The sequence below is a fragment of the Paenibacillus sp. NPDC056579 genome (assembly GCF_042793215.1).
Taxonomy (GTDB): domain Bacteria; phylum Bacillota; class Bacilli; order Paenibacillales; family NBRC-103111; genus Paenibacillus_S.
Genome location: NZ_JBHTVD010000001.1, coordinates 1071310 through 1096900 on the forward strand (window position 1 = coordinate 1071310; position 25591 = coordinate 1096900).

A 25591-nucleotide genomic window follows, 5' to 3' on the forward strand; every position below is an offset into this window, starting at 1 on the left:
CATAAATAAGGAGGGACGGCAGATGAATACTCCAAAGTTAAAATTAGGCTTGGTTGGTCTGGGGAATATCGGGAAAACCCATATCCGAAATATCCAAGCGATTGAACAGATTGAATTGGTGGGCGTGTGTGACCTCATAGGTGAGAAAGCAGACCGGGTGGCAGCAGAGTGCGGGACCACAGCCTATTACAATCATTCGGAATTATTTGAGCGTTCGGGCTTGGAAGCGGTAATTATTGCGGTACCGCATTATAGCCATTCAACCATCGCTATCGATGCTTTCGAATGCGGCATCCATGTGCTTTGCGAGAAGCCGTTGGCGGTTCACGTGAATGATGCGAAGAGAACCATTGAGGCGTATGCCGAAGCGAAGCAGCAGTACCCGGAGCTGGTATTCGGTATGATGTTCCAGGAACGAACGCTACCTTTTTACAAGAAAATCAAAGAAGTAGTGGATAGCGGTAAGCTGGGACAGCTGACTAGAGCAACTTGGATAAATACAGCCTGGTTCCGTTCACAGGCTTATTACGATAGCGGTGACTGGCGTGCAACCTGGGCTGGAGAAGGCGGCGGCATCTTGACGAACCAATGTCCTCACAACCTTGATTTCTACCAATGGGTGTTTGGAGTACCGGCTAAGATCAGCGGACATGCTCATATCGGCAAATATCACAATATCGAAGTAGAGGATGAGGTTACCGCCTACTTCGAGCACGAGAGTGGCATGATCGGTCATTTTATAGTGACCACGGCTGAGTCCCCGGGAGTCAATCGTCTGGAAATCGTGGGAGAGAACGGCCGGCTCGTGTTCGAGAAGGATAAGCTGCAGCTGTTCCTCAATCAAACTTCCATGCTCCAGCATTTGAAAGAAACTGCGCAAGGCTTCAAGAATGTCGAGTGTGAGGAGACCGAGATCGTAGTGGATACGGACGTTCCATCGGGACATAAGGTTGTGACAGAGAAGTTCGTCAATAAGATTCTCACAGGAAATGGGGAATTGATTGCTGAGGGGACAGAGGGAATTCATTCGGTTACTATCGCCAATGGCATTATGCTTTCTTCCTTCACAAAGCAAATGGTGGAGGTACCGTTTGACTCGGATCAATATGAAGAGCTTCTGGAGCAATTAATATCGACCTCGAAGTTCCGCAAAGCGGCGTCTATAGCGATAGAAGAAGATATAAAACAATCGTTCTCTAAATAACCGAGTGCCTGATAGTAAGCCGGCTGCTGTGTATCTGATTCTATATCAACGCAGCAGCTGAATGACTACTTGATTTGTAAGCGTTTTAGAATAAGGGAGGTAATGCCAATGCACAACGTGTTAAACAAAACATCCGTAGTCATTGCATCATTGCTGCTAGCTATTTCCACTGCAGGCTGCAGTTCCCTCGGGGTGAAGGAAGAAGCTCAACCCTCTGCCAATTCGGCCGGAACAGGAGCGGGAGCAGCTGTCGGAGGCAAGCCTGTAAAGCTGCGTATCATGTGGTGGGGATCACAGGCAAGACATGATGCTACGCTGAAAATATTGGATCTTTATACCAAAAAGAATCCCAATGTCACATTTGAAACGCAGTACCAAGGCTTTGACGGTTATCTGGATAAGCTGACGACACAGGCTGCCGCCAAAAACGCTCCGGATATCATTCAAATGGATGCCGCTTGGCTCGCCGACTGGAACGGAAGAGGTCAGCTGGCGGACTTGTCCTCCGGTATCAACATCAAGGACATTGATCCTACTTTAGTGGATACTGGCAAGTATCAAGGCAAATTGACTGCTGTACCTCTAGGCAACAACGCATGGGGCATGATCTATGATAAAGCCGCGCTGGAGAAGCTGGGAGTTGCTGCACCGAAGGACGGCTATACGTGGGATGATTTCTTCAAGCTTGTAGAAGAGATCAAGCCGAAGCTCGGTAAGGGACAGTACGTAATTAAGGACGGCACAACCGATACAACTCAATATGCAGCGTTCCAGCTGAGCAAAGGGAAAGGCTGGCCCGTTACCGTTGACGGTAAGTTCAATTATGACAAAGAAACCTGGCTCGAATGGACGAAAAAATTTGCTCAGTTAAGAAAAGCCGGCGTCGTGCCGCCACCGGATGTGCAGCTAGCCGATAAGGACCTGGATCCGACCGCGGATATGCTTATTAACGGCAATTTATTGTTTAAAGGGTTGCATGCTGCACAGGTATCCGCGTACGACGCATTGAAGCCAGGCGCGATTGGCGTGGCGGCGATGCCTAAAGCAGCACAAGGAGGCGGATGGCTGAAAGCCACTTTTTACTTCAGTATCAGTCAGGACTCTGCGTATAAAGAGGAATCGAAGAAATTTATAGATTGGTTCATTAACGATCCCGAAGCAGGAGAAATCGGGGGCACAACACGTGGCGTTCCGATTACGAACAAAATTGTTTCTCTTCTGCAGCCGAAATTTAACCTTGGAGACAAGCTGACGGTGGAAATGATTAATAAAACGGCGGTGAACTCGCAAGTATTCAATCCGGGTGCACCAGGCTGGACGGATTTCGCTAAAGATGAGAAGGATATAAGGGAACGGTTAATGTTTGAGAAGATTACGCCGGAGCAAGCTTATGACGAGCTGGTGAAGGCCGGCAAGAAATACGAGAAATAACCTCAGCAGAACGGGGTGATAGCATGAAACAAGAATCTGTGATGGCCGTTAGCAAGCCTACTGGGAATGTCAAGAAAGTCAAATTACATAATCATACGTATTCGCCTTTGGCAGGTTACTTGTTCATTTCTCCATGGCTGATTGGTTTTGCTATATTAACCGTTTGGCCAATGATTCAGTCATTCTACTACACGTTTACGGATTTTTCACTTCTCAGTCCGCCGAGGTGGATCGGGATGCAAAACTTCAGGGAGATATCCGAGGATCGCTTCTTCTACAATTCGTTGAAGGTTACATTTACTTTCGTAGTAACCTCCGTTCCCGCCAGGCTCATCTTTGCACTACTCGTTGCTATGCTGCTCAATAAGAAAATGAGGGGCATCGGCTTCTACCGAACCATCATTTACTTGCCTTCTCTAATCGGGGGCAGTGTTGCAGTAGCCGTGTTATGGAAAAATATATTCGGAATTAACGGCTTCATCAATCACATTGTTCCGCTGTTCGGTATCGACGCCAAAAACTGGATCGGAACACCGGGAACCGCATTAGGAACACTAGTCGCTTTAAGCGTCTGGCAGTTCGGATCTGCGATGATCATTTTTTTGGCGGGGCTGAAGCAAATTCCAAGTGAACTCTATGAAGCATCATCCGTGGATGGAGCGTCCAAGCTCCGGCAGTTCTTTACCGTGACGCTTCCTCTATTGTCACCCGTCATCTTCTTCAATCTGATTATGGGCGTCATTAATTCGTTCCAGTCCTTTACTGCAGCATTTATTGTGACGAACGGCGGGCCTCTTAATTCTACGGAAATGTACGCTTTGTACTTGTACCAGAAGGCTTTCGCTACGCTTCATATGGGCTATGCGTCCGCGTTAGCATGGATACTGCTGGTCATTGTTGCCGTAGCCACCGCAATCAATTTCCTTGCCTCCAAGTACTGGGTGTTTTACGAGAATGAGCCGGGAGGGAATCGATGAGGACGTTAATCTCGAGCAAGCTGCTCACCCACATCCTGCTGCTGCTATTTAGCGCGATCATGTTTTATCCGGTGCTCTGGTGGATCGGTGCATCGTTCAAATCCAACACAGAGCTTAGTTCGCCTGCGATATTTCCCAGCATTTTGCAATGGAATAACTTCTCAGACGGCTGGGTAGCGCTGCCCAAGTATACCTTTACTTACTTTTACATCAACAGCTTGGAATTGACTCTTTCGACGACCATTTTAACGGTTATTTCCAGCAGCTTGGTTGCTTTCGGCTTCGGAAGACTGAATTTTCCGCTCAAAAAGCTGTGGTTTTCACTTCTTCTTCTGACGATCATGCTGCCCAGTCAGGTAACCTTAATTCCGCAATACGCTATGTTTCATAAATTCAATTGGATTAACACCTATCTGCCATTTATAGTACCCAGCGCGATGGGGGGAGCCTTCTTCATCTTCCTGCTGATTCAATTCATAAGGGGTATCCCAGGTGAGTTGGATGAATCGGCCAAAATAGACGGCTGTACCTGGTTTGGAATTTATTGGCGCATTATTATGCCTTTGATGAAGCCTGCATTAATTACCGTCATGATCTTTTCGTTCCTTTGGCATTGGGAGGATTATTTCGGCCCGCTCATTTATTTGAATTCGGTCGATAAATTCACGGTTCCTCTTGCTTTACGGATGTTCATAGACACTCAATCCGCGGTTTCGTGGGGGCAGGTATTGGCCATGTCGCTTTTATCGATTATCCCTCAAGTGCTATTATTTTTTGCAGCCCAGCGCTATTTCGTAGAGGGGATAGCCACCTCGGGGCTTAAGGGGTAGGAAACCGGAAATCCATGATTGCAGCTTCTGACAACCCCGAAAAACCTGATTCCTTCAAGATGAGGAATCAGGTTTTTCTCATTTCAGCGGGACGCTGGTATTTTGCTTGCGGTACATGGCAGGGGAGACGCCGGTCAGCTTTTTAAACATTCGATTGAAGTAAGGAGCATCGCAGTAGCCCAATTCGACGGCTATGGTCTCCATACCGAAGTCGGTCTCCAGAAGCAGCTCCTGCGCTTTCTGTATCCGAATCCGATGCATATATTCCATAGGAGCCAGTCCGTAATGCTTCTTGAAGCTGGTAATTAAATGGGAGGCGCTGCGTTTGGTCAAGTGGGCTAATTCCTCAATGGACAACGGCTCTTGATAATATTGGAGTATATAATCTCTCACTTGGCGGACAACACGAAGCTGTTTGCCGGAGTAGTGATCCGCTACCTGCTCCTGATGGACTCTCGCCATAACCTCAAGCAGCATGCCTTCGCACTGAGGAGCGTAATAGGGGTCTTTTTTGAGCCAAAGCTGGTGCATCTGGGTAAATGCCCGTTGTAAATAGGAATATAACGAAGAGGCCTGGAACTTGGAAGCGGATTGCTCGAATTGCGGAAAATGGCGAAGTAGTCCGTCGCCGATCCAATGAGCGGAATATTTGGAATGCGCATGCTCCGTGACGGCTTCTCCGACGCGTTCCATCCCCTCCGGGATGAACAGGATATCTCCCTTCTCCAGCACATAACGTTCACCGGCGATACGGTAGGCGCAAGAGCCTTTATCGACAAACATGAACAGATGGTAGGGCTTGGTTAGAGGGCCGTGACCTACCCATTGCTTATCCGCATATTGGAAATAGACGGTATTGATCATTTGCATAATAAAGCACTCCTTCTGATCCGGATGCTTTCTTACCCTGTTTCATACCAAGAGTATAAACCCAAATATCGTACAAGAAAAGGAAAATATCATGCATGGTGCCTGGGAGCCAACGTTGGTAGGATGAGGGTAAGAACGAGAGCAAGTTTCTAATTCGAAAGGATGGGGGAGCAGGGACAATGGTTGCAGCCGATACGAAGATGTATATGAATTTACTTCAGAGATGGATTCACGGGGCTAGTCCTTATATAAAAGAATGTCATGACCGCTCCGAGCTGATGTATTACGGGACTGGAGACAATGGATGGGGGGTGCAAACGAATCAGAAGGCCTTTGCCGCCTGGTCGACCGCTGCCATGGATCCCAGGTTTGATGAGGGAACCGCAGGGATAACGAGGGAGACAGCCCAGAGCATGGCGCTGAAGCTGCTGCGTTTTTCCTTAGAAACTCATTGGGAAGGATCTTACCGCTGCACGGACAATACTCGATGGGGACATACCTGGATCAGCGTACTCGGACTGGAGAGAATGATGCATGGAGTGGAAGCATTGGAAGGGCTGCTGACCGAGCATGATCGACAGCTGCTGCGCCGAGTGCTGATCTCCGAGTGCGACTGGTTATTGGACCACTATGAGATCGTCGGGGGGCTGTACAATAAAGACGGGAATAACAAGCCGGAGAGCAATCTATGGAACGGCGCCTTGCTATTACGAACAACGGAGATGTTCCCTGACTGCAGCAGAGCTGAACGATACCGGGAGAAGGGCTTGCAGTTTTTGATGAATTCCATTTCCGTCCCGGCTGATGCGACGGATTCTACGATAGTTCATGGCAAGCCTGCCTCCGATTGGTTTATCGGCGCCAATTTCTTCGATTCCTTGGCACTCAATCATCACGGCTATCTCAACGTCGGTTACATGGTCATTTGCTTATCCAATATGGCGATGCTTCACTTCATGTACCGGCGTCAGGGGACCCGTGCGCCCGAGGCGCTCTACAGACATATGGAAGAGCTGTGGAAGGTCGTTAAGCTGTGCACGTTCCCCGATGGCAGGCTGCTTCGGATCGGCGGCGATACTCGTGTCCGCTATACGTATTGCCAGGACTATGTTATCCCGGCTTGGCTGATGATTGCCGACGTGCTTGGCGATCAGGATTGCGAACGCTTCGAGCGAGGCTGGCTGGAGCAGGTTCAGCTGGAAATGGATGCAAGCGGTGACGGCACGTTTCTCTCTGCGCGATGCCGAGGATTAAGCCAGAGCTCTCCGCTGTACTACACCCGGCTCGAGTCGGACCGGGCGGCTGCGCTGTCGATGGGGCTGGCTTGGAAACCAATTGCTGCTTCGGCGAAGCCCGGCAAAGCTTGGGGATTGGAGAGTGCCGACCTCTCAGCAGGTAGCACGAAGACGGATTCGGGAGCCATCGTAATCCGTAATGCCTCCGGCGATAGTTGGCACGACGGCTATCACGGAGCCTACGTTCATCGGGGGCAACTAAGAACGGCCTCCTGGGTATGGGAAGCAGCCGAGAAGCCTCAGGGACTTTGTCTGCCGAACGATGCAAGCGATATGGCAGAGTGGAAAGAGAATTTGGCTGTGCAGCTGAAAGGACTGGGCAAGCTGACGGAGCAGAGACTGGAATCGCATGACGGCGCGGTTTTTCAAGGCGGTTTTCTAACTTGGGGCAGCACGCTTATTCATACGTCGGGCTTGCTCGCCGAAGGTCAAAAAGACCACGATTTGGCAAGAAGCCGAATCGTCTGTGCAGCGCTTCCCGACGATCAGCATGTGATCGTATTGCAATATACCTCCGCTCTTGAACGAAGCGTGCACTTGCATGAAGTGAAGGGACTGCATCTTGTTGTTCCGAACGATTTGTTCAACGGGGATCAGCGAACTTATTACTATGAAAAGGGGGAACGAACCCTGCGAAGAGATTCGGCTGCTGAGGCGGTACGAACGGATTCGCTCTGGATCAATGCGGATAACCGCCTTGGAGCCGCGGCGATATACGGCGCCAAGGAGCTGACGATCTATCATCCCGGGAGAAGGCAGATCGGGTTAAAAGAAAAATGGAACACGGTAGGCGTCGAAGGAATGCTTCATGCCGATGAGCTTTGTGGACCGTTCGAGCAAGGCCTTCTCTCTGTGATACCCGGTGAAATCATTGTTGACGCAGGCTTCGTAATCCATGTTGGCGACAGCTCCGAAACCCGTCGGTTGGCCTTAGAGCGCAGTGAGTGGTTACACGGGCCGACAGGGAATCTGCGCACGGTAAGCGTGACAGGAGCAGACGGGTACACTTACATTCTTGTGGCTAATATAGGGTCGGTAACCGAATGTGCTGCAATTCAAGGGCCAGCCCTTGTGAATGTTGTAACTGGCGAGGTTTATCCAAGCGAGGGAAAGGGGAGCGTCGAGCTCATGATTACGCCGGGAACGGCTCAGCTCTTAAGGGTCCAATCTTAGCTTAATTCCAGCTGTAAAAGAAATCAGTGCCGGAAACGGTGCTGATTCTTTTGGAAGAATTGTGGATGCGCTTACATTGAGATTAATAAGGAGGATGCACGATGGTAAAGATGAAACACCCCCATGCAGCGTTTATTGTGGCACTGCTGGCCGGAGCGATGACAGCATGCACCGGGCAGCCTAACGCCGACCAACAAGCTGGCGAACCGGCGGCAGCAAGTCAGCTGCAGCAGATGGAACCGGTGGAGCTTGTGATCTATTCGAGCAGCGGGTGGACCCCGGAGGCTTTTAACGAGAAATTCGGGGATGCCCTGCGGGCCAAATTCCCTCAGCACCAGATCAAATACATTCAGAGCACCAATGGAGCTGGCTATCAAGACCTCATTACTGCCGGTCAGCCCATCGACATGATATGGGAATCCGTTGCGAAGTTCCCAAGCATCCTTCAATACAATATTCAGTATGATATGACCGAGCTTATCAAGAAGCACAATGTAGATACGAGCCGGATGGAACCGACGATGCTCGATGCGATGAGAACCATCTCGGGAGGCAAATTGTATGCGCTGCCCGTCGTTAACAATACCCTCTCCCTTTACTATAACAAAGACTTATTCGACAAATTCGGGTTGGCCTATCCTACCGACGGTATGACATGGGATCAAGTGCTGGACTTGAATAAGCAACTGACCCGAGTGGACGGAGGAATACAATATGTCGGGCTTGGAATATCTCAGGGCCATTTCTTTGACATTAATCCGCTTTCCTTATCCAAAATGGATCCTAATACATTGATGCCGACCATCTATAACGATAAGTGGAAGACGCTTTTCGAGATCTATTCGAAGATGGCCGAAGCTTCCGGCTACAAAGAGAAAATTCAAGAGCTTCAAGGTATTCCCGGTGTGACGAATTTTGTTAAAAAGAAAGATACCGCCATGGTAGCAGCGCTGGCTAACATGCATATGACCCAGGACATGTCAGAGGTGAATTGGGATGTCGTACGTTACCCGGTGTTTAAAGATGCACCTAATTCGAATCCGCAGTCCTACCCTACGTATTTCGGGGTTAGCAGCATTAGCAAGCATCAGGATCAGGCGATGGATATGATTAAATATCTCGTGTCCGACGAGTTCCAGCTGGCTGTTGCCCGAAGCGGAACGCTGCCTGTGATCCAAAGCAGTTCCGTGATCGGCGCTTTTGCGCAAGACGCCAAGTTCAAGGATAAGAATGTGAAATCCGCGTTGTATTCTTCCTTTGCTCCTATCGCTGTCCAAACGATATACGACAGTGCCGTATCCTCTGCTTACGGGAAGAAGCTTGTTCCATTTTCCTTAGGACAGATGGATGTAAACACGCTTCTAAGAACCTCGGAAGAAGAGGCCGCCAAAACGATCGAGTCTATGAAGGTAAAGTAAATGCAGGTTATGATTGCAGCTGACTGCTTGAGGGCAGGAGGCTGCTGTTTTTCCTTAAAAGGTCTTTTTACGTTACCCAGTAACATAAAAAAAGGGTCGATGTGATCGACCCTTTGATTCAACGTTTCTTTACGCAGGAGCTAATTTCGTTATTAAATAAGGTGTTACTGTTCTCTGATTATTTGTTGGATTGCGGAGAATCAGCCGCCATACCGTAGTACTTAACGGGAAGCTGTTGGTAGCGTATGCAGGGTTATTACCACCGGTGATCGACCAACCGGCGTTGACCACAACTCTGCCTTCTGCGGCAGTCAAATCAATAGTAAGGAATTCATTCGGATCAATGGTTTGAGTTGCAAATACCGTACGGAGAAATCCGTCTCCGAGATTTTGTTTAATGCGTACTTTGGACAACCGAACTAATTTTCCTTTGCTTGCGATTTTTACTTTTTTCATAACCTCACCTCCTCCTACATTACTATTAGATTCAAATCCTCCATATCATGCTTGTATATTTGCACTCTAGTAAGTAACCATTTTTTTCAAAGATTAGTATATTTGGTAAGGGTAAAAATAACTCGTTACCGTTACCGAAGGCGAGAATAAGGACAGCATCTAACTCTCTAATACGGGAAAACGTATACAAAATAGGCATAATCTATTATGATGGTGAAGTATCTGGATAAAAATACCATATGTTGAGGTCGCATACATTAACTAAGGGATATGGAGGTTACACTGCCTATGAGCAGCTTGGAGACTTTTTCACAAGTAAGAACGGATAGCAATCGCGCTGTTACTCTCGTCGGATATCAAGGTGAGTGGCTGGAGGATCAGCATGAGCTTTTTGAGAGGTTGGAAGATACCTTAACTCGTATTGAGCTGAGAAATCAAGGTAAACCTTACTTGGTTATTATGCCGGGGCTTAAGCCTTTTGTCGGCATTGAAGCAACCACGATGAACGATGTACCGACGGATATGTTGATTGTCACGATTCCAGAGGACCATTATGCGGTCTTCCGATTTGAGAAAGCATGGATTGGCGCGTTTTGGGAGACGGTTTGTACCAAAGAGAATCAATTAAAATACCGAATCGATTTGGATAAGCCGAGGTTTGAGATGATTACACCAGAGTTGCAAGCAGCTGGAGCTATAGAATGGTATATTCCAACCAAAATAGAAGGGAGCACCTGAATTCTTAATAGTGCAGCTGGTGCAAAGGAAAGGGGGACTGTCGAGAGGCGGTCCTTCTTTTGTAAATCAGTTCAATATTCGGGTTGTAATAATATGGAAATCCGAGTATGATGTCAAGAAAGCCAAGAGGAGTGGTCTTGATGATACATATGCCGAGTCTTATTGAATTTGTTACTCCCTACTACATCAACAAAGACATCATGCACAATGTAAGCCATATTGAGAGAATGCTTCAGTCCGCGAAGAAACTGTTAATCTATTATCCCGAAATTACGGATATGGACTTGATTACATACGGCTGCTATTTTCATGGTTTTATTTATTTGAGAGAAGACGCTGTTAGGGAGTACTTGGCCAATCAAGGGCTGCCCTCAGATTATATCGATACCGTCGTCCGGGTTTCGTGGGAATCCCAGAAGGATGAGGTTCCAGAGTCTTTGGAGGGCAAGCTGCTTCATGATGCGCATCGAATCGAAGGAGGCAAGACCTATCTCATCGTCAAATCCCTCTGTACGGGAACGGCCAGAGGACAGACGCTGGAAGAAACGCTGGACTACTTTGAAACCTATGTACTGGGACAAGGACAATGCTATCTACCTGAAGCGCAGCCAATTTATTTAGAAATGCAGCAGTTTGCAAAATCGTTCCTAAAAGACTTGAGAGAGGGGCTCAAGCCTGCATAAATGAAACCTGGGAATACGGCTAACTTGTCGCCGGTAATTGGCGTGAGTTAGTCTTTTTTGTGGTTGATATTGATAATTATTATCAACTATAATAGCGATAAAAGCATCGGTTCTTTGAAACTAGTAACAAATAGAATGATTTTGCGTCAGTAAAGAAAGGATAGGAGCAAGTCATGAAGCTGAATGACCAAATCATGGTTTGGAACCATGCGGCCATAAGAGTGATGGATATTCGCCACTCCATTATGGAGGAGGGGGATGGACTGCGTTCCTATCGCATGCCGACCAGTGCCTTCTTGTTTGTGGTGAGAGGGCGGGCACAGGTTGGCTTGGATGGCTGCGAGAGTACAGCGGACCGATTTCATATTCTGCATATGGGCAAAGGGCTGTGTCTTGATATACGGGCAGAACAATTACTTGAATATTTCATCATTATGTATAAGGCGATGCTATCGCTTCCTTGCAGACAAGAATGGGTACAGCTCATGGAGAGGCATAATCCGTTTCAAATGCATTTCGGATTCGCGCCGCACTACCCGGTAGTCTTATATGATAAGGCAGCCAGGATGAGTCAGCTTTGGCAACAATCCGATCCTTTGAACAAGCTGGAGGTCAAAGCTTTATTTTATCAGTTCGTTCATGAGGTGCTGCGGCAGCTGGATCAACAAGATGTGCCGCTGGTTAAGGCGGACCCGGTCCTTCAGGCGATCCGGTATTTGCACGATCATTATCAAGAGTCCATTACCCTCGAATCGTTGGCAGAGAAGCTCCATTGCAATTCCAGGCAGCTGCTCCGTATGTTCAAAAGTCGCATGAATACAAGCCCTATCGACTATTTGATACAAATCCGAATCGGTAAGGCGAAGGAGCGGCTGCTGAATACGGATCTTACGATGAGGGAAATTGCCGAGAGCGTCGGTTACTCCGACAGCTATTATTTCAGTCGTATGTTTAAGAAGGTGGAGGGTGTTTCTCCTACGGTTTTCAAGGAAAGCTCGCATCCCACGGAAGACAGTCGATATAATCCATCGCCGATGTCGAGATATTCTATTGTTACAGCCAAGCCCCAACGTTATATTGATGAGGGAAGTGAGAACCATTATCAGTATAAAAGAGAGGGAGACTTGTCAATGTACAGAAAGTCCACGACATCCATGCTTGCCATGCTATTTGTCTGCTTCACCCTGCTATTGAGCGCGTGTGTGAATGGAGCGGCCCCATCGAGCAGCGCCAATTCCAACAGCAGCACCAATATAGCAACTGCCACTCCGGCACCAACAAAGGCCCCGGAAGCGGAAACGCAAAGAGTAGTCAAACATGCCATGGGCGAAACTAAGCTGCAAGGAACACCGAAGCGTGTTGTAATTTTGACGAATGAAGGAACCGAGGCCTTGCTGGCGTTGGGAATCAAGCCCATTGGAGCCGTGAAATCCTGGTCCGGAGATCCATGGTATAACCATATCAAAGGGGAGATGCAGGATGTCACGGTGGTTGGTGACGAATTGCAGCCGAATATGGAGGTTATCGCCAGTCTGAAGCCGGATTTGATTATTGGCAATAAAGTGAGACAGGAAAAAGTATACGAGCAATTGAATAAAATCGCGCCGACCGTATTCTCGGCGGATTTAGGGGCAGATTGGCAAGAAAATTTCAAGCTCTATATGGAAGCCGTCAATAAGAAGGAAGAAGGCTTGAAGGCACTGGCCGCTTTTGACAAACGGGTCAGCGAAGTGAAAGCCAAGCTAGGAAGCAAGGCAGCTACTCAAGTTTCTGTAGTCCGCTTCTCGGCGACTCAAGTGCGTATTTACCAGAAGCAGACGTTCTCCGGTGTACTGTTGAAACAATTGGGAGTTGCCCGTCCCCCTGCTCAGAACAAGGACGGCAACATTGAGGTCATGTCCAAGGAAAGAATCCCTGAGATGGACGGTGATGTCTTGTTCTACTTCGTAACGGAGACGCCGGGCAAAACCGATGCAGACAAAGTAGTGAAAGAATGGATGAACGATCCGTTGTTTCAAAACCTGAAAGCGTCCAAGAACGGCAAATTGATCCAGGTCGATGAAGCCATCTGGAACTCGGCGGGAGGCATTGAAGCGGCTAATTTGCTGCTGGATGAACTGGTTGCCTTTTTTCAACTGAAATGATGAGGTTCTTGATATTTTGCACTACTGCTAGGGCGTAAGGACAAAAAGAATGCAGGATCTGCTAGAAAGCAGCCTGCTTTTTGTCGTTGTTTAAGGTGTTGGGCGGTACATATTCAACATCTGCTCGATATGACCTCGCGCATAGCCTATATGCTTGTTATCCCGGGTCAGCCTGCTCGCCATAATCGCTCCTTCGATGGAAGAGAAGATGAAGGAGGCTACCGATTCCGTATTCATCTCCGAACGAAATTCCCCGGCATCAATGCCTTCTTTCAGAATGCTCTGGATAAATGACATCATGGATTCGTATGCTTCCAAAGCGCGGTCTCTTAGTACGGGAAAGGAATGATCGCTTTCCACTGCCGTATTAAGAAAAGGGCACCCGCCTTGAATAGGGGGATTGTGCACAGTATCGCTGTATACGTCACACATCGCAAGTAACTTCCCCGTTGCCGTAGACGCCTGCTGAACGGCCGCCGCAAAGTGTTCCCACAATACTTTTCCGGCATAGGCGAATGCTTCCAGAGCGATTTCGTCCTTATTTGCAAAGTTCCTGTAAATTCCGCCCTTGGTCAATCCGGTTGCTTCCATAATGTCTTGTATGGTGGAACCCGTGTAGCCTTTTTCGTTAAAAAGCTCTGCGGATTTCATAATAATATGCAGCTTTGTCTTCTCGCCTTTGCGCATAGAGGATTTCCTTTCTTCCATTTCTTGTTGCCACTCATAATATTGTAACATTTCATAGGTGAATCATAACATACTTTATTATATAATAAAAAAAGACCGAACGGTCCGGTCTCAAAAAAGAGATTTTATTTTGAAAGGATGGGCTGTATCTGCGCAAGAATCATCGGTACTCTTTCTATTCCCTCTTGTTGGCGGCTTCTTTATTGTACATAGCGTATATTTTGTTTGTAAATTTGTACTATGATCCTGAAGCTTCTGATTTTCTAAGCCGCAAAAGCAACCTGAAACGACCGCTGCCTGTTTCGACATGGCTGAACGTCATGTATATACATGTCATTGCCGCCAGTTTGGCGATGATTACCGGAGCACTTAATTTCTCTTCGTATCTGCTCCGTAACTATCGGAAATTCCACCGAATCAACGGCTATTTGTACGTGGTGTTCGTCTTTATCGTATGTCTGACTTCCGGCTATATGGCGCCATTCTCTACAGGCGGGAAAATCAACAGCATCGCGTTCAATATGTTGAATATCGTTTGGCCCGCATTTACTCTGATCGCAATTATTCATATCAGACGCAAAAGGCAAATCAAGCATCGGCAATGGATGATTCGCAGCTTTGTCTTTTGTTTCACCAACTTGTTCATCCATCTCTTCACTACATTAACTCAAGCAGGATTGGGGTTGACGTATGAAAAGAGTTACACCGTCGGTGTGTATGGTGCGATTGTTTTCCTGCTTCTATTGGCGGAAATAGTAATTAGGTTTACAGCACGTAAGGCGGCAGCCTTATCGTAGCAAGTTGAGAGAAGGAGAGATGCTGTATGCATATTCAAATCGTGTTATTCGACGGATTTGACTTGCTGGATGCCCTTGCGCCCTATGAAGTGTTCCGTGCCGCTGAAATGTTCTCGGACGGAGCATGGAGCGTTGAGCTTGTAACGGCTGAGGGGGCAAGATTCGTTGCCAGCGGGATGAATGGACCCCAAGTGGAGGCAAACGGCAAGCTTACCCCTGATCGACCGGGAATCATCCTTGTTCCGGGTGCTTCCGGTCCTATGACGGGAGAAGGTCACGATTCCGTACCAGTGTTGTTGCGAAAAGCAATGGAGACGGAATTGACCGGGATAGTCGGGAAGGCGATGCAGAAGCCGGATATGAGCGTAGCTACTGTGTGCGGAGGCTCTCTCATTCTGGCCATGGGTGGTTTGCTGGAGGGGCGCCGTGCCGTGACGAACCATCTTGGAATGGATGTTTTGGAGGCAACCGGTGCCATCCCAATACGTGCAAGAGTTGTTGTGGATGGGAACCTGGTAACAGGAGGAGGTGTGACTTCAGGGCTTGATGTCGCATTGTACTTGGTTGAGCGAGAGCTAGGTCCCCAAATAGCCCATGAGGTCGAGCAGCTGTTTGAATACGAGCGCCGTGGAACCGTGTGGCAATCGCGGGGGTTAACCCCAATGGGAAGCCTTAGCAGCGATAGGGAACAGCAATCGAAAACAAATTCACACATTCTGAAGGAAGCTCCAGCCGGATCGGATCACCGGAAGAGCACATCATGCTTTGAAGGTATATGGAAGGCTTCGATTGCTACACCGGTAGGTAAGATGGAAGTGACCTTTCATATAAAGTCCGAAAATGGGCAGCTGTGTGGAGCAGCCATACAGGGCGATGAAACCGCGGCATTCATGAATCCAGTCATCGAAGGCAACCGGTTGACATGGAGCCAGCAGGTGACGAAACCAATGCGTCTGAATTTAAAATTCGATGTGACGGTTAACGGCGACACAATGTCGGGAATGGCTAAGGCTGGCGTACTGCCATCCTCCAAAGTAATGGCTGAACGTATATCGGATAGCGTGTAGTTATCCTATGAAACTAGTTAATGTGATTAATTATCTAATTTAATTAACCATATTAAATATTAACAATATTTATATTCTCTTCGTATGGAAATCATATGATGGATGGAAAGGATATTTATAATAATTTTCTCACTTTCCAAACCTCTACCCACTCGTTACTATATTACTACTGTGTCAAAATGGAACTGAATCTACCGCATCTAGGCTGCCGAATAGTAAGAATAGGCGGCTTTTTTTACTTTAAGGAGGGCTCTATATGGGAAAACAACCTGCAGTTTTAGACAAGGTCACCTGTTTCATTACCAGGGAAGCCAACAATCGGACCGAGCTGCTGCTCATCCAACACCCTAATGCAGGTATTCAATTACCGGCGGGGACGGTCGAGCACAATGAAGACATTACGGCCGCAGCCTTAAGGGAAGCAAGGGAAGAAACGGGGCTATCCGAGTTCACGGCCTGCACGTATATCGGTAAGCAAGAGCTTACTCTGCCAGAACATAACCGTATCCTGTTGCATAGCGCAAAGGTTTACTCCAGACCGGATCTGCAAAGCTCCAGCTGGGCGGAATTCCGAAGAGGAATCACCGTTCAGCATGTGCGTTCGTCCGGAGATTTTGTCCAAGTATCTTACATAGAAGGTGACCGCTATCCGGATCCTCAGTATGTTACTTATCAGATAACAGGCTGGGTAGAGCCGTCCGTGCTTGCTTCCATCGTGTCCAGACATTTTTATCACATGCATTCCCATTGCAGCCTGTCGGTTTGGGAGCAGGACGCGGATGATCACCGGTTCAAGTTGTTTTGGGCGCCCCTTGAAGACTTGCCTGAGATTGTGAGCCCTCAAAACAAGTGGCTGCATTTTGTAACGAATAACTTGAATTATTCATTGACCGAAAAATATCGTGCATGAAATTATTGACAGTTCGATCATGACACGATATATTTTTGATTGACACTTATGTCAATTTAAAAAGAGGGAACTTCCATGTCACCACGCACAAAAGAACAAAACGATGAGATTCGCAAGCAGAGGACTCAAGAGATTATGAAGGCGGCCATTCTCGTCTACGCAGAGAAAGGGTATGCGGCGTCCGAAATCGGAGAAGTGGCGGAACGGGCAGGGTTAGCCCGAGGTCTGGTGTACCATTATTTCAAAAACAAGCAGACGCTGTTCCGCGAGCTGTACGAATACATGATGAATAGCGCTCAATCCAATACAGTAGCCCATTTTGCAAGAGAAGGCGCTGTTCTGGAATTGTTCAACACGTATGCCTGGAGCGTCTGCAATCAAGTATTGGAAGCTCCTGCAATTTTCCGTTTTTACACAAGGATTAGCCTTGACGTGCACTATTTGTATACTGACGGCACTTATTCACCGTTTGAATGGGTGAAGTCCTTCATGAAGCCGATGGTGCAAGCATTGGAGAAGGGGATTGAGCAAACAACGATCCGTTCAGGGGATGCCAATCTGATGGCAATGCAGTTTTGGGGTGCTATTTCCCAAGGCATGGCTTATATAGACCACCAGCAAGTACAGAATGCCGCCGCGGAAGCAGTAAAGACGCAACAGACAAGGGATAAAGAGCTGAAGACGATTCTCGAACAAGTGGTTGAATCGGCGCTGGCGGTTATTAGACCGGAGTAAATTTTTTTGCTTTTAATATTGACATTCATGATAGTCAAAAAAAGGAGGGCGTTTGATGAAAATTTTAGTTGTAGCAGCACATCCGCATCTTCAGCAATCTAAGGTCAATAAGGCATGGATACAACGGTTAAGGCAAGAAAGCAGTATCACTCTGAACGATTTGCATAAGGAGTATCCTGACAAGCGGATCGACGTTCAAAAGGAACAGCAGCTGTTATTGCAGCACGACCGAATCGTGTTTCAATATCCATTTTACTGGTACAGTGCTCCTGCCTTTTTGAAGCAGTGGATGGAAGAGGTGCTGGAATCGCAATGGATGATGGGAGAAGGGGGAAGAGGGCTTGCCGGCAAGGAGCTGGTTCTTGCCATTTCGGCCGGCTCCCACGAGCAAGCTTACCAAGCAGGAGGATTTCAAGGCTTCAGTATGAGTGAGTTTACGAAGCCTATGCAGGCTTTGGCAGGGTTGATCGGGATGAAATTCCTGCCTAGCTTCGTCTTTTATGGTGCTGCGGCGGCATCGGATGATGCGGTTCTGCATAGTGCAGAACAGTACGCGAAGCATATTCTGGACCCTAAGCTGGATCCGAGGATTCGGCTGATGGAGGCGATAAATCGAGAGGCTTAGTCACTTCTCAGAAAAGAAACACTTATGAGCATTAGTCCGACCTCTCGGCGGCTCGATTATGGAAACTGTCCGATGCGGATCTTAAGATCGAATTATAAGATTACATAATATATATTATGTAATCTTTTTTTGGCCAAACCGGAAGACAATATAACGAAAAAACGCTTACAGGATAGGGGTAGTTGTGTTATATTACTTTGTATGGATATATGTTCCATTTTTGTTACTATCATTAATTCGAGTTCCCTTTAAGGAGGAGTGGAAGTGAGCGGCTTGCGGTATGGAATTGTGGATAGCTTTCCAACGAGCATGGTATTGGAACGGCAGCGCTTCAACTGGAACGATTGCTATAATTCATTTGCACTTGCACTCTATGGCGCCATGAAATACTCGAACAAATCATTGAATCTGACTCAGGCTTTGCTGTATACGGGACAGGCATTCGCGATCAATACGGATACGTTCGTAGGTCCGATGGATGTGTTTGGAGACGGTGGCTTGATAAGAGAGGCACTGGACCATCTTGGCTTCGAAATGGAAGTGCTTCACGCCAACCTCTACGGCGGGGCTTGGAACGAAGACATGGCCGAGGAGGCTTTGGATATGATCCGCGAGAGCATACAGAATGGGATCGCGGTGGTCAGCTGGAATCTGGATAATTACGAGCATGGACTCATCTACGGCTATGATGACGAACGCCGTATTCTGAATATTCACGATATCAACAAGCGAAATGGCGGCGAGCTCCGCTACGAGGAATTCGGGCGTCGCCCGCGTAACGGCACTCCAATAGAGCCTGAATTGTTCGTGTTAGTAATCCGAAAACGAAATGAGCCGCCTCATCTCAACGTAACGCGATATACGGAAATAGAGGATGCGAGCTACCGTTCGGCCTTACGGACGGCGCTTTCCATTGCTATTCGCCATATTGCCGACGAGGGTTCGGAAGGCAGCCGGCGCAAAAACGGCATTGCCGCCATCAATGCGTGGATAACAGCCTTCGAGGATGGAACCGCTCATTCCTTCTTTACCAGCTACAATTTACTGTGGATCACGTCGTCAAGGCAGTATGTGGTGCCTTTTTTCTCTCAATCGGCCATTACGCATTGTATGAGCATCCAGGATAACACCCTTCAGCAGCTGATGCTGCAAGCATCGGAGCATTACATGGCCAGCTATCGTGCCTGGATCAGGCTGCGTGAGATGTTTCCGTTTCCGAAGAGCGCGGATCCGACCGATCCTGAGCTTAAAGCGGCAGCACTAATAATGCTCCGTGAAGCAAGGGATGCGGAAGTAGCCGGATTGGGGACACTACGCGATATCGTAGAACATTTGGCGAAGTAGATCATGATGTGCAGTCAGGAAGCCATCCCGAAGGGGGTGGTTTTTTTATCGTTACCCTGGTTTTCACAACCTTTGAACCGAACAAGAAGAACTCGCGACAATTAAATAGGAAGGGGGGGGGGGAGAGCGATGGATTTCGACCGGATTTATGATGAGCACGCGGGGACAGTGTATTCGTATCTCAAATTCAAACTGAAGGACGGCTTGTTGAAGATCAGTCCGTTAACACGTACGATGTTCAAACCGAAAGAGCCATCCCGGTAGGATGGCCTCTTTGCAATATTTGTTTATTATTGAATATGAATTCGCAATCCGGGGCAAGCTTCTCTCAATTGCTGTACCTGTTCTTCAATCTTGCCCTTGTCGAAGCTGCCTGCAAACAGCTCAGGCTCCGGCTTGAAAGTAATGCTGGTACCGGTCTCGTTCGACACGCCTACCGTCATAAGTCCGGTTTGCGGGATGCCGAAACGATAATCTTGCCGGTAAATGCCGCCGTCTCTCCTGATTTCCACGCTTAGCGAGCGTGATAACGCATTGACTACCGCGATACTCATTCCTTTGTCCGCACCGGGAGCAAAGAACGATTTCATCGGATCGTTGAACTGATCGAGCTTGGTCATCACGGACTGCACCGAAGGCTGGCCGGTTTGCGGCAGCAAGCGTATCGGGATGCCTCGGCCGTTGTCCGCTACCGTCGCTCCTCCATCATCATGCAAGTAAATGCCCATTTCCGTGCAGTAGCCCGCACGATGCTCCTGAACCGTATTGCTGACGACCGCCCATAAGAGTTGATGAGGGTCATAGCCTTCCTTCGTGCCTTCGCCCAAGTAGTTTCCCGCCTCATTACGCGCTTCCGTCATGTCGATGTAATCGCTGGTATCGATTAGATCCGATACGGCCGACATGAGCTGCAAAACCGGAAACCGGCGGTGAGCCGGAATCGTATAGCGGCCGCCTCGTTCTTCCTGCTTCAGCAAATCCGCACCCGTTAACGCCTTCAAGTGGTGGTACAGCTGGCCTGTCGTCCCCATATTCAAACGTTCCACCAGCTCAGTACCCGTAAGCGGCTCGTTCCATACCTCAAGAAGTAAATCCAGACGTTGTTTGTGCCCAAGCGCAGACAGAACCTTCGCCGCCTTCGCTCTGTTAAGGTCCAGCAGCTCTGCGGATCCTTTCTCCTGCGGTTCGAGCCGTACCGTATGATTACCGGTGCGGTAATACCCGGAGACGTAGATAGCGCATGAATCCGTGCCGCCCCCTTGAACGACCAATTCATTATCCGAACGATCTGCTCCCGGTACCACAGCGGGAATCTCGTCTTTACCCGCCAATGCTCGAACCATGCTCTCGATCGCTGCCATCTGTGTTCTCAATGCATCCAACTCAGCACCATAGTCACGCGTCATTTAAACCACACTCCTTAATATAATGATTGAAACACGCCGGAGTTATTATTAAATTACGTAATTACGTGTTTACATATATTATATCGCAGATCCAATTGGTTGTAAATGGAACATGTGATACGTCCAATTTAGTTTTCAAATCGGTTAATAGCTTATACGAATCTACTATTTATGCATAATATAGTAATACATAGAATTATAGCAAATAGGTTTCATAGGAACATCGCCATCCATGTATGCAAACGAAAGGAGAGAGAACAATGGCACGGAAATCGATTCGAGAGCTTCAGAACGGTTACTCGGATAACCGATTTACCCCTCTGGAAATAACGAAAGCCTACCTGCATCGAATCAAAAAGAAGAAGCCGGATCTGAATTCGTTCATCACCGTTACGAAAGAGAGGGCCGTTCGTGAGGCCAAAATCGTTCAAACGAAAAAAGAGGCAGGGGAACAGACGGGTCTCTTGTTCGGCATTCCTTTGTCCCTCAAAGACAACATTGCAACCAAAGGCATTCGCACTACGAACGGTTCCTCAATTGATTACAATAACATTCCGGATACCCATGCGGACGTGACTCAAAGCCTGTTAAGTCAAGACTCTATCCTATTAGGCAAAAATAATATGCACGAATATGCGATCGGCATCACATCCAACAACCCGCATTACGGTCCCGTTCATAACCCTTGGAACCCGGAGTATTCACCTGGGGGGTCCAGCGGTGGATCGGCCGCAGCGGTAGCCGCCGACTTAAGTGTTGCCTCTATAGGAACCGATACGGGAGGCTCGGTTCGGATTCCTGCAGCGTCCTGCGGAGTGATCGGATTGAAGCCGACCTATGGCAAAGTGTCCACCGCCGGAGTAACCTATATTTCGTGGACGCTCGATCATGCAGGGCCATTAACCGCGAATATGTCGGATATGGCGATTATGATGGAAGCCATGACGAGCACACCGTACAAGCCTTTCTTGAAAGAAGATATCCGCGGATTGCGGATCGGCGTTCCGACGACTTATTTTAACGAGCACATTGAGACGGAAACATATAATCTCTACCTGCATGCATTGTATGCATTGGAAAATCTGGGAGCTGTTTTGATCGACACAGGTGTATCCTTCATCGACGGCAATCAAGATGTTACTTTTACGATCGCAGGCGCAGAAGCCGTGTATGAGCATAGAGCTCGAATGGAATGCTGTCTGGATCAGTATGGAGCGGACGTAAAGGCTTTTCTGGAAATGTCCCAACATATTTCGGCTCTCCAGTACATCGAAGCTTTGAAGAAGAAAGAACAATATGTGCAAAAGTTCGCCCGCCTCTTCCGTGAAAGAATCGATGTGTTGGCTACTCCCACGATCCCGATAGCAGCAAGAAAGATCGGCGTGGAGGAGGTACAGTTCGGATCGTACACCGAATCGATCTTTAACGCCATGACCCGCTATACCGGCATTTTCAATCTGGCAGGAGTTCCGGCCTTATCCATTCCGTGCGGAATTACAAGCGAGGGCTTGCCTGTAGGCCTGCAGCTGGCAGCAGGTCACGGAAGAGAGGATTTGCTCATCCGTACAGGCTACGCTTATGAACAGAGCCAGCTGAGTGATTTTTACAAGAAAAGGGATGAAATCTGCGCCGGTTATTAACCGGCGTTTCTATTATAGACCGAACATATCACATATAGGTATTAAAGGGCGGGAGGTGATCAAGTTTCAGCTCCAAGATCATTGGACAATCATGGTTGTATGCGTTTACCCGAGGAGTATTTGGAGCATCTGTACTTGCAAAAATCGCTTGATATGGTTGATGACAAACACAAGCAAGCCGGCTCTGCTCCCAACATTTCACCGAATCATGCCAAAGCGAAGCCCTTATTGTATAAAAGCTTTGACGGGTATTTGGCCGGCAATAAAGACGTCAATATAGCTCTCAGGGAGGGGAAAAAAATAGTAATAAAGCGCTGCTCCAACCGTAACGCGCATCTAGGCAATCTCCGCAGCTTGCGGAGATTTTTTTATTGACCGTGAATCAGATTAGGATTAGGGAGACCAGCGGCAACAATAGCAATCGATAAGAAACCGCGGTATGAGGGGCATGCTAGAATAGGAACAGATCTGAAGGGGGAAGAAGAAATAAAGAGTCTTATGTACAGATAGGAGAAATCGAGAGGAGAGAACCATGGACAATCCAATCCGTTCCAACGAAAATGGAGGGACCTTCGGGAGCAGGAGCAACTTTCTGGTCGTGATGATCATGATACTCGGCGTATTCGTAGCCATTCTGAATGAAACGCTTCTGAACGTAGCTCTATCCAAAATTATGGCGGACATCGGGATCGCCCCAAGCACCGCGCAGTGGCTGACAACCGGCTATTTGCTTGTTATCGGTGTATTGATTCCCGTCACTGCGTTTTTAATTCAACGTTTCACAACACGAGCTTTGTTTCTATCCGCGATGGGATTATTTACGGTCGGCACATTTATTGCCGCTATTGCGCCGGGATTCGCCGCTTTGCTGTTAGGCAGAGTGCTTCAGGCTGCAGGAACCGGAATTCTGTTTCCTTTACTGACTAACGTCGTGTTTGCGATAGTAGCCATTGAAAAGAGAGGCTCGGCCATGGGGACGATCGGTATCGTCATTACCTTTGCTCCCGCCATAGGACCTACCTTGTCCGGAATTATCGTCGAGCATTTCAGCTGGCGTGTCCTGTTCTACAGCGTTCTTCCGATCACGCTTCTTGTCGTCGTCATTGCTTTCATGAAGCTGAAAAATGTGACGGAGACGACAAAACCGAAAGTGGATGTGCTATCTTTGGCGCTCTCAACCCTTGGATTCGGGGGTATTGTGTACGGCTTCAGCAGTGCAGGCGAAGGCCATGGAGGATGGACGAGCGGCAAAGTGCTGATCCCTATCGTCATCGGTGTCGTAGCTCTAGCCTTGTTCACATGGAGACAGCTGACGATTTCACAGCCGCTCCTCGATTTGAGGACATTTAAGTACAACATATTCAGAATGTCGACCATGATTATGATGATTGTCATGATGGCGATGTTCTCGGCCATGATGCTGCTGCCTATATTCCTGCAAAATGCATTGGGTTACACACCTCTTCAAGCAGGCTTGCTTATGCTGCCGGGAGGCGTTGTGATGGGAATCATGTCGCCGATTACAGGTCGGCTCTTCGATAAATTCGGCGCCAAATGGCTGGCGATTGTCGGCTTGACACTGATTGGCAACACGCTCTGGCAATTTGCCTTTATTACGGCTTCCACCTCGTACAGCACGATTGTTGTATTGAACACGTTATTGATGCTAGGCATTTCGATGCTCATGATGCCGGTCATGACCAACGCGCTGAACGAGCTGCCGCCTCCGTTATATCCGCACGGAACAGCTGTAATCAGCACGCTTCAGCAGGTAGCCGGAGCCGTAGGAACCGCCTTGTTGGTGACGATTATGACGAACAGCTCCGAGCAATATGCGGCACAAGCCTCGAGCACAATGGATCCGTCACAGCTGAAGATTCTTGCTTTGATCGCCGGGATGAAGAGCGCCTTCCTGCTGGCGTTCGGACTCGTTGCTCTGGCGTGGATCACTTCATTCTTCCTGAAGCGCTCGGTACCGCAGGAAGGCGACATGGAAGGGCAGCGGGCTTCGGTGCATTAATTCGATATAGAGAAGCATGCGATCGTGGGTGGAGAGACGCTAAGTCCTACGTAATCCATAAGCCCGTTCGTGCCGTAGTATAGTTGAATAGAACTACAATGAAACAAGCGAAGTCGGACCGGCCAGGTCCAGCTTCGCTTCTTGATGTTATGTGTCAATCTCTGCCGGCTTCGTACAGCTTTTGCGCGATCTGCTTCGGATCGGTTTGCGATGTGGAGAAGTGATCTCCCCGCCCTTTGATAAGGCGGAATATTCCAAGCCGACTGGACATATGGGGATGCCAGCCATAGCCTTCAGCTTGAGGGACAGCAGTGTCCTCCGTTAAATACACATAACTTCTCGGTACCGTAAGACTGTAGAACTTTTTTAAATCCAGCTTTTCAAAGAGCGGCTTGGCCGGTTCCGGTGTGATTTTATTATACATCTGCTGGACGAAGCTGAGCGGCGCCAAATTGGCAAATGTTTCACGAAAGAGCGGAAAGGGCAGCATAATGGTATCGTCACTCGACATTTTTCTTAGCTGTTCGAAGCCTTGAAGCGCCGATGGCGGGAATTGATCGGACACCGATGCTCCGTCCTGAAGCACAAAGGCGTTCCAAAATACGAGCCGCTTGATGCGATCCGGGATTTGCTCCGCGACTTTCTGAACCAGGCTCCCGCCGAAGCTGTGGCCTACCAGTACGATATTACGTAAATTTCTCGATGTAATATAGTCTACGATAGCCTTCGTCATCATGGCATGCGTGACCGCTTTATTGGTGTCCGCACCGTGTCCCGGATATTCGGGAGCATAGACCGTATGTCCTTTTTTCTTGAGTTCGGCGGCAATGGGGTTCCAAAAGCTCGAGTCGGCCCACGACCCGTGTATCAGGACAAACGTTAACGGCTGCTGCTGCTCTCTTGACGCCGCCTCATCACGCTGCTCCTCTTGAGGTGATGTCCAATAGGGGAAAGAAGAGGGGTATCCTTTCAGCCAACGTGTATCCACGGGATAAGATCGAACTGGATAATAAAACCTATAAGGGGTTTGATTATGCATATTTTCGTTCCTTTCGATGCTGAATTCTGATAATGTACTGTATGCCCAAGGATTGCTATAGGTTCTAGCCTAGAGTGTACAATGGAGGAAATCACATCTCCG

23 protein-coding genes are annotated in these 25591 nt (G+C 48.2%); 18 read left to right on the forward strand and 5 right to left on the reverse strand.

Annotated features, from left to right (window positions below; genetic code table 11):
* Positions 1-22: 22 nt before the first annotated feature.
* The 4 genes from ACFQ88_RS04850 (at position 23) to ACFQ88_RS04865 (ending at position 4442) form a co-directional block, all read left to right on the forward strand.
* A complete protein-coding gene (locus ACFQ88_RS04850; protein WP_379452513.1) occupies positions 23-1204 on the forward strand; it encodes a Gfo/Idh/MocA family protein in 1182 nt (393 codons plus the stop codon).
* A gap of 108 nt (positions 1205-1312) precedes the next feature.
* Positions 1313-2635: an ABC transporter substrate-binding protein gene (locus ACFQ88_RS04855; RefSeq protein WP_379452515.1), complete on the forward strand. Its 1323-nt coding sequence runs from the start codon at positions 1313-1315 to the stop codon at positions 2633-2635.
* Between the two features lie 23 nt (positions 2636-2658).
* Positions 2659-3612, forward strand: a complete 954-nt coding sequence (locus ACFQ88_RS04860; protein ID WP_379452517.1) for a carbohydrate ABC transporter permease — start codon at positions 2659-2661, stop codon at positions 3610-3612.
* Complete coding sequence (locus ACFQ88_RS04865; RefSeq protein WP_239624032.1) at positions 3609-4442, forward strand: carbohydrate ABC transporter permease; 834 nt, start codon at positions 3609-3611, stop codon at positions 4440-4442. Before ACFQ88_RS04860 ends, ACFQ88_RS04865 begins: the two co-directional genes overlap by 4 nt.
* Before the next feature lie 78 nt (positions 4443-4520).
* Here the strand turns inward: ACFQ88_RS04865 and ACFQ88_RS04870 are convergent, their stop codons facing one another.
* A complete protein-coding gene (locus ACFQ88_RS04870) occupies positions 4521-5312 on the reverse strand; it encodes an AraC family transcriptional regulator (RefSeq protein WP_239624034.1) in 792 nt (263 codons plus the stop codon).
* Positions 5313-5491: 179 nt separating this feature from the next.
* Here ACFQ88_RS04870 and ACFQ88_RS04875 point away from each other — a divergent pair, with 179 nt between their 5' ends.
* On the forward strand, positions 5492-7780 hold the full coding sequence (locus ACFQ88_RS04875) for a hypothetical protein (RefSeq protein ID WP_379452520.1): 2289 nt from the start codon (positions 5492-5494) through the stop codon (positions 7778-7780).
* 101 nt (positions 7781-7881) lie between these two features.
* Positions 7882-9198, forward strand: a complete 1317-nt coding sequence (locus ACFQ88_RS04880) for an ABC transporter substrate-binding protein (RefSeq protein ID WP_379452522.1) — start codon at positions 7882-7884, stop codon at positions 9196-9198.
* Positions 9199-9327: 129 nt separating this feature from the next.
* Here the strand turns inward: ACFQ88_RS04880 and ACFQ88_RS04885 are convergent, their stop codons facing one another.
* Entirely contained in the window at positions 9328-9654 is a 327-nt protein-coding gene (locus tag ACFQ88_RS04885; protein WP_239624042.1) for a hypothetical protein, read from the reverse strand.
* A gap of 288 nt (positions 9655-9942) precedes the next feature.
* On the opposite strand from ACFQ88_RS04885, the gene ACFQ88_RS04890 reads away from it, so the two are divergent.
* From ACFQ88_RS04890 to ACFQ88_RS04900, 3 genes are all read left to right on the forward strand, one after another.
* Positions 9943-10392 carry an effector binding domain-containing protein gene (locus ACFQ88_RS04890; protein ID WP_379452524.1) on the forward strand — a complete coding sequence of 150 codons (450 nt, stop codon included), beginning with the start codon at positions 9943-9945 and terminating at the stop codon, positions 10390-10392.
* A gap of 140 nt (positions 10393-10532) precedes the next feature.
* Positions 10533-11075 (forward strand): hypothetical protein, encoded by a 543-nt coding sequence (locus ACFQ88_RS04895; RefSeq protein ID WP_379452526.1) that lies wholly within the window; start codon positions 10533-10535, stop codon positions 11073-11075.
* A gap of 173 nt (positions 11076-11248) precedes the next feature.
* Positions 11249-13219 carry an ABC transporter substrate-binding protein gene (locus ACFQ88_RS04900; protein WP_379452528.1) on the forward strand — a complete coding sequence of 657 codons (1971 nt, stop codon included), beginning with the start codon at positions 11249-11251 and terminating at the stop codon, positions 13217-13219.
* A gap of 90 nt (positions 13220-13309) precedes the next feature.
* Here ACFQ88_RS04900 and ACFQ88_RS04905 read toward each other — a convergent pair whose 3' ends face one another.
* Positions 13310-13906, reverse strand: coding sequence for a TetR/AcrR family transcriptional regulator (locus ACFQ88_RS04905; RefSeq protein WP_379453582.1), 597 nt, complete (start codon positions 13904-13906; stop codon positions 13310-13312).
* A gap of 203 nt (positions 13907-14109) precedes the next feature.
* On the opposite strand from ACFQ88_RS04905, the gene ACFQ88_RS04910 reads away from it, so the two are divergent.
* The 7 genes from ACFQ88_RS04910 (at position 14110) to ACFQ88_RS04940 (ending at position 19648) form a co-directional block, all read left to right on the forward strand.
* The gene (locus tag ACFQ88_RS04910; protein ID WP_379452530.1) at positions 14110-14703 is read left to right on the forward strand and encodes a DUF2306 domain-containing protein; all 594 of its coding nucleotides are present in this window, start codon (positions 14110-14112) and stop codon (positions 14701-14703) included.
* Between the two features lie 26 nt (positions 14704-14729).
* Positions 14730-15770, forward strand: coding sequence for a DJ-1/PfpI family protein (locus ACFQ88_RS04915; protein WP_379452532.1), 1041 nt, complete (start codon positions 14730-14732; stop codon positions 15768-15770).
* 256 nt (positions 15771-16026) lie between these two features.
* Positions 16027-16680 (forward strand): NUDIX domain-containing protein, encoded by a 654-nt coding sequence (locus tag ACFQ88_RS04920; protein WP_379452534.1) that lies wholly within the window; start codon positions 16027-16029, stop codon positions 16678-16680.
* 75 nt (positions 16681-16755) lie between these two features.
* Entirely contained in the window at positions 16756-17415 is a 660-nt protein-coding gene (locus ACFQ88_RS04925; protein WP_379452536.1) for a TetR/AcrR family transcriptional regulator, read from the forward strand.
* A 55-nt stretch (positions 17416-17470) separates the two neighbouring features.
* Positions 17471-18040, forward strand: coding sequence for an NAD(P)H-dependent oxidoreductase (locus tag ACFQ88_RS04930; protein ID WP_379452538.1), 570 nt, complete (start codon positions 17471-17473; stop codon positions 18038-18040).
* A gap of 264 nt (positions 18041-18304) precedes the next feature.
* A complete protein-coding gene (locus tag ACFQ88_RS04935; protein ID WP_379452539.1) occupies positions 18305-19384 on the forward strand; it encodes a hypothetical protein in 1080 nt (359 codons plus the stop codon).
* Positions 19385-19513: 129 nt separating this feature from the next.
* A complete protein-coding gene (locus ACFQ88_RS04940) occupies positions 19514-19648 on the forward strand; it encodes a hypothetical protein (RefSeq protein ID WP_379452540.1) in 135 nt (44 codons plus the stop codon).
* Positions 19649-19674: 26 nt separating this feature from the next.
* Here the strand turns inward: ACFQ88_RS04940 and ACFQ88_RS04945 are convergent, their stop codons facing one another.
* Complete coding sequence (locus tag ACFQ88_RS04945) at positions 19675-20790, reverse strand: ArsR family transcriptional regulator (protein WP_379452541.1); 1116 nt, start codon at positions 20788-20790, stop codon at positions 19675-19677.
* Between the two features lie 260 nt (positions 20791-21050).
* Here ACFQ88_RS04945 and ACFQ88_RS04950 point away from each other — a divergent pair, with 260 nt between their 5' ends.
* Both ACFQ88_RS04950 and ACFQ88_RS04955 read left to right on the forward strand, forming a co-directional pair.
* On the forward strand, positions 21051-22430 hold the full coding sequence (locus ACFQ88_RS04950; protein WP_379452543.1) for an amidase: 1380 nt from the start codon (positions 21051-21053) through the stop codon (positions 22428-22430).
* Positions 22431-22962: 532 nt separating this feature from the next.
* The gene (locus tag ACFQ88_RS04955; protein ID WP_379452545.1) at positions 22963-24450 is read left to right on the forward strand and encodes a DHA2 family efflux MFS transporter permease subunit; all 1488 of its coding nucleotides are present in this window, start codon (positions 22963-22965) and stop codon (positions 24448-24450) included.
* Positions 24451-24604: 154 nt separating this feature from the next.
* On the opposite strand, the gene ACFQ88_RS04960 is transcribed toward ACFQ88_RS04955, so the two are convergent.
* The gene (locus tag ACFQ88_RS04960) at positions 24605-25438 is read right to left on the reverse strand and encodes an alpha/beta fold hydrolase (protein WP_379452547.1); all 834 of its coding nucleotides are present in this window, start codon (positions 25436-25438) and stop codon (positions 24605-24607) included.
* Positions 25439-25591 lie beyond the last annotated feature (153 nt).

Excerpts from the sequence above, each read along its gene's own strand:
- ACFQ88_RS04850 (WP_379452513.1), top strand. The coding sequence starts at position 23 with ATGAATACTCCAAAGTTAAAATTAGGCTTGGTTGGTCTGGGGAATATC.
- ACFQ88_RS04855 (WP_379452515.1), top strand. The coding sequence starts at position 1,313 with ATGCACAACGTGTTAAACAAAACATCCGTAGTCATTGCATCATTGCTG.
- ACFQ88_RS04860 (WP_379452517.1), top strand. The coding sequence starts at position 2,659 with ATGAAACAAGAATCTGTGATGGCCGTTAGCAAGCCTACTGGGAATGTC.
- ACFQ88_RS04865 (WP_239624032.1), top strand. The coding sequence starts at position 3,609 with ATGAGGACGTTAATCTCGAGCAAGCTGCTCACCCACATCCTGCTGCTG.
- ACFQ88_RS04870 (WP_239624034.1), bottom strand. The coding sequence starts at position 5,312 with ATGCAAATGATCAATACCGTCTATTTCCAATATGCGGATAAGCAATGG.
- ACFQ88_RS04875 (WP_379452520.1), top strand. The coding sequence starts at position 5,492 with ATGGTTGCAGCCGATACGAAGATGTATATGAATTTACTTCAGAGATGG.
- ACFQ88_RS04880 (WP_379452522.1), top strand. The coding sequence starts at position 7,882 with ATGGTAAAGATGAAACACCCCCATGCAGCGTTTATTGTGGCACTGCTG.
- ACFQ88_RS04885 (WP_239624042.1), bottom strand. The coding sequence starts at position 9,654 with ATGAAAAAAGTAAAAATCGCAAGCAAAGGAAAATTAGTTCGGTTGTCC.
- ACFQ88_RS04890 (WP_379452524.1), top strand. The coding sequence starts at position 9,943 with ATGAGCAGCTTGGAGACTTTTTCACAAGTAAGAACGGATAGCAATCGC.
- ACFQ88_RS04895 (WP_379452526.1), top strand. The coding sequence starts at position 10,533 with ATGATACATATGCCGAGTCTTATTGAATTTGTTACTCCCTACTACATC.
- ACFQ88_RS04900 (WP_379452528.1), top strand. The coding sequence starts at position 11,249 with ATGAAGCTGAATGACCAAATCATGGTTTGGAACCATGCGGCCATAAGA.
- ACFQ88_RS04905 (WP_379453582.1), bottom strand. The coding sequence starts at position 13,906 with ATGCGCAAAGGCGAGAAGACAAAGCTGCATATTATTATGAAATCCGCA.
- ACFQ88_RS04915 (WP_379452532.1), top strand. The coding sequence starts at position 14,730 with ATGCATATTCAAATCGTGTTATTCGACGGATTTGACTTGCTGGATGCC.
- ACFQ88_RS04920 (WP_379452534.1), top strand. The coding sequence starts at position 16,027 with ATGGGAAAACAACCTGCAGTTTTAGACAAGGTCACCTGTTTCATTACC.
- ACFQ88_RS04925 (WP_379452536.1), top strand. The coding sequence starts at position 16,756 with ATGTCACCACGCACAAAAGAACAAAACGATGAGATTCGCAAGCAGAGG.
- ACFQ88_RS04930 (WP_379452538.1), top strand. The coding sequence starts at position 17,471 with ATGAAAATTTTAGTTGTAGCAGCACATCCGCATCTTCAGCAATCTAAG.
- ACFQ88_RS04940 (WP_379452540.1), top strand. The coding sequence starts at position 19,514 with ATGGATTTCGACCGGATTTATGATGAGCACGCGGGGACAGTGTATTCG.
- ACFQ88_RS04945 (WP_379452541.1), bottom strand. The coding sequence starts at position 20,790 with ATGACGCGTGACTATGGTGCTGAGTTGGATGCATTGAGAACACAGATG.
- ACFQ88_RS04950 (WP_379452543.1), top strand. The coding sequence starts at position 21,051 with ATGGCACGGAAATCGATTCGAGAGCTTCAGAACGGTTACTCGGATAAC.
- ACFQ88_RS04955 (WP_379452545.1), top strand. The coding sequence starts at position 22,963 with ATGGACAATCCAATCCGTTCCAACGAAAATGGAGGGACCTTCGGGAGC.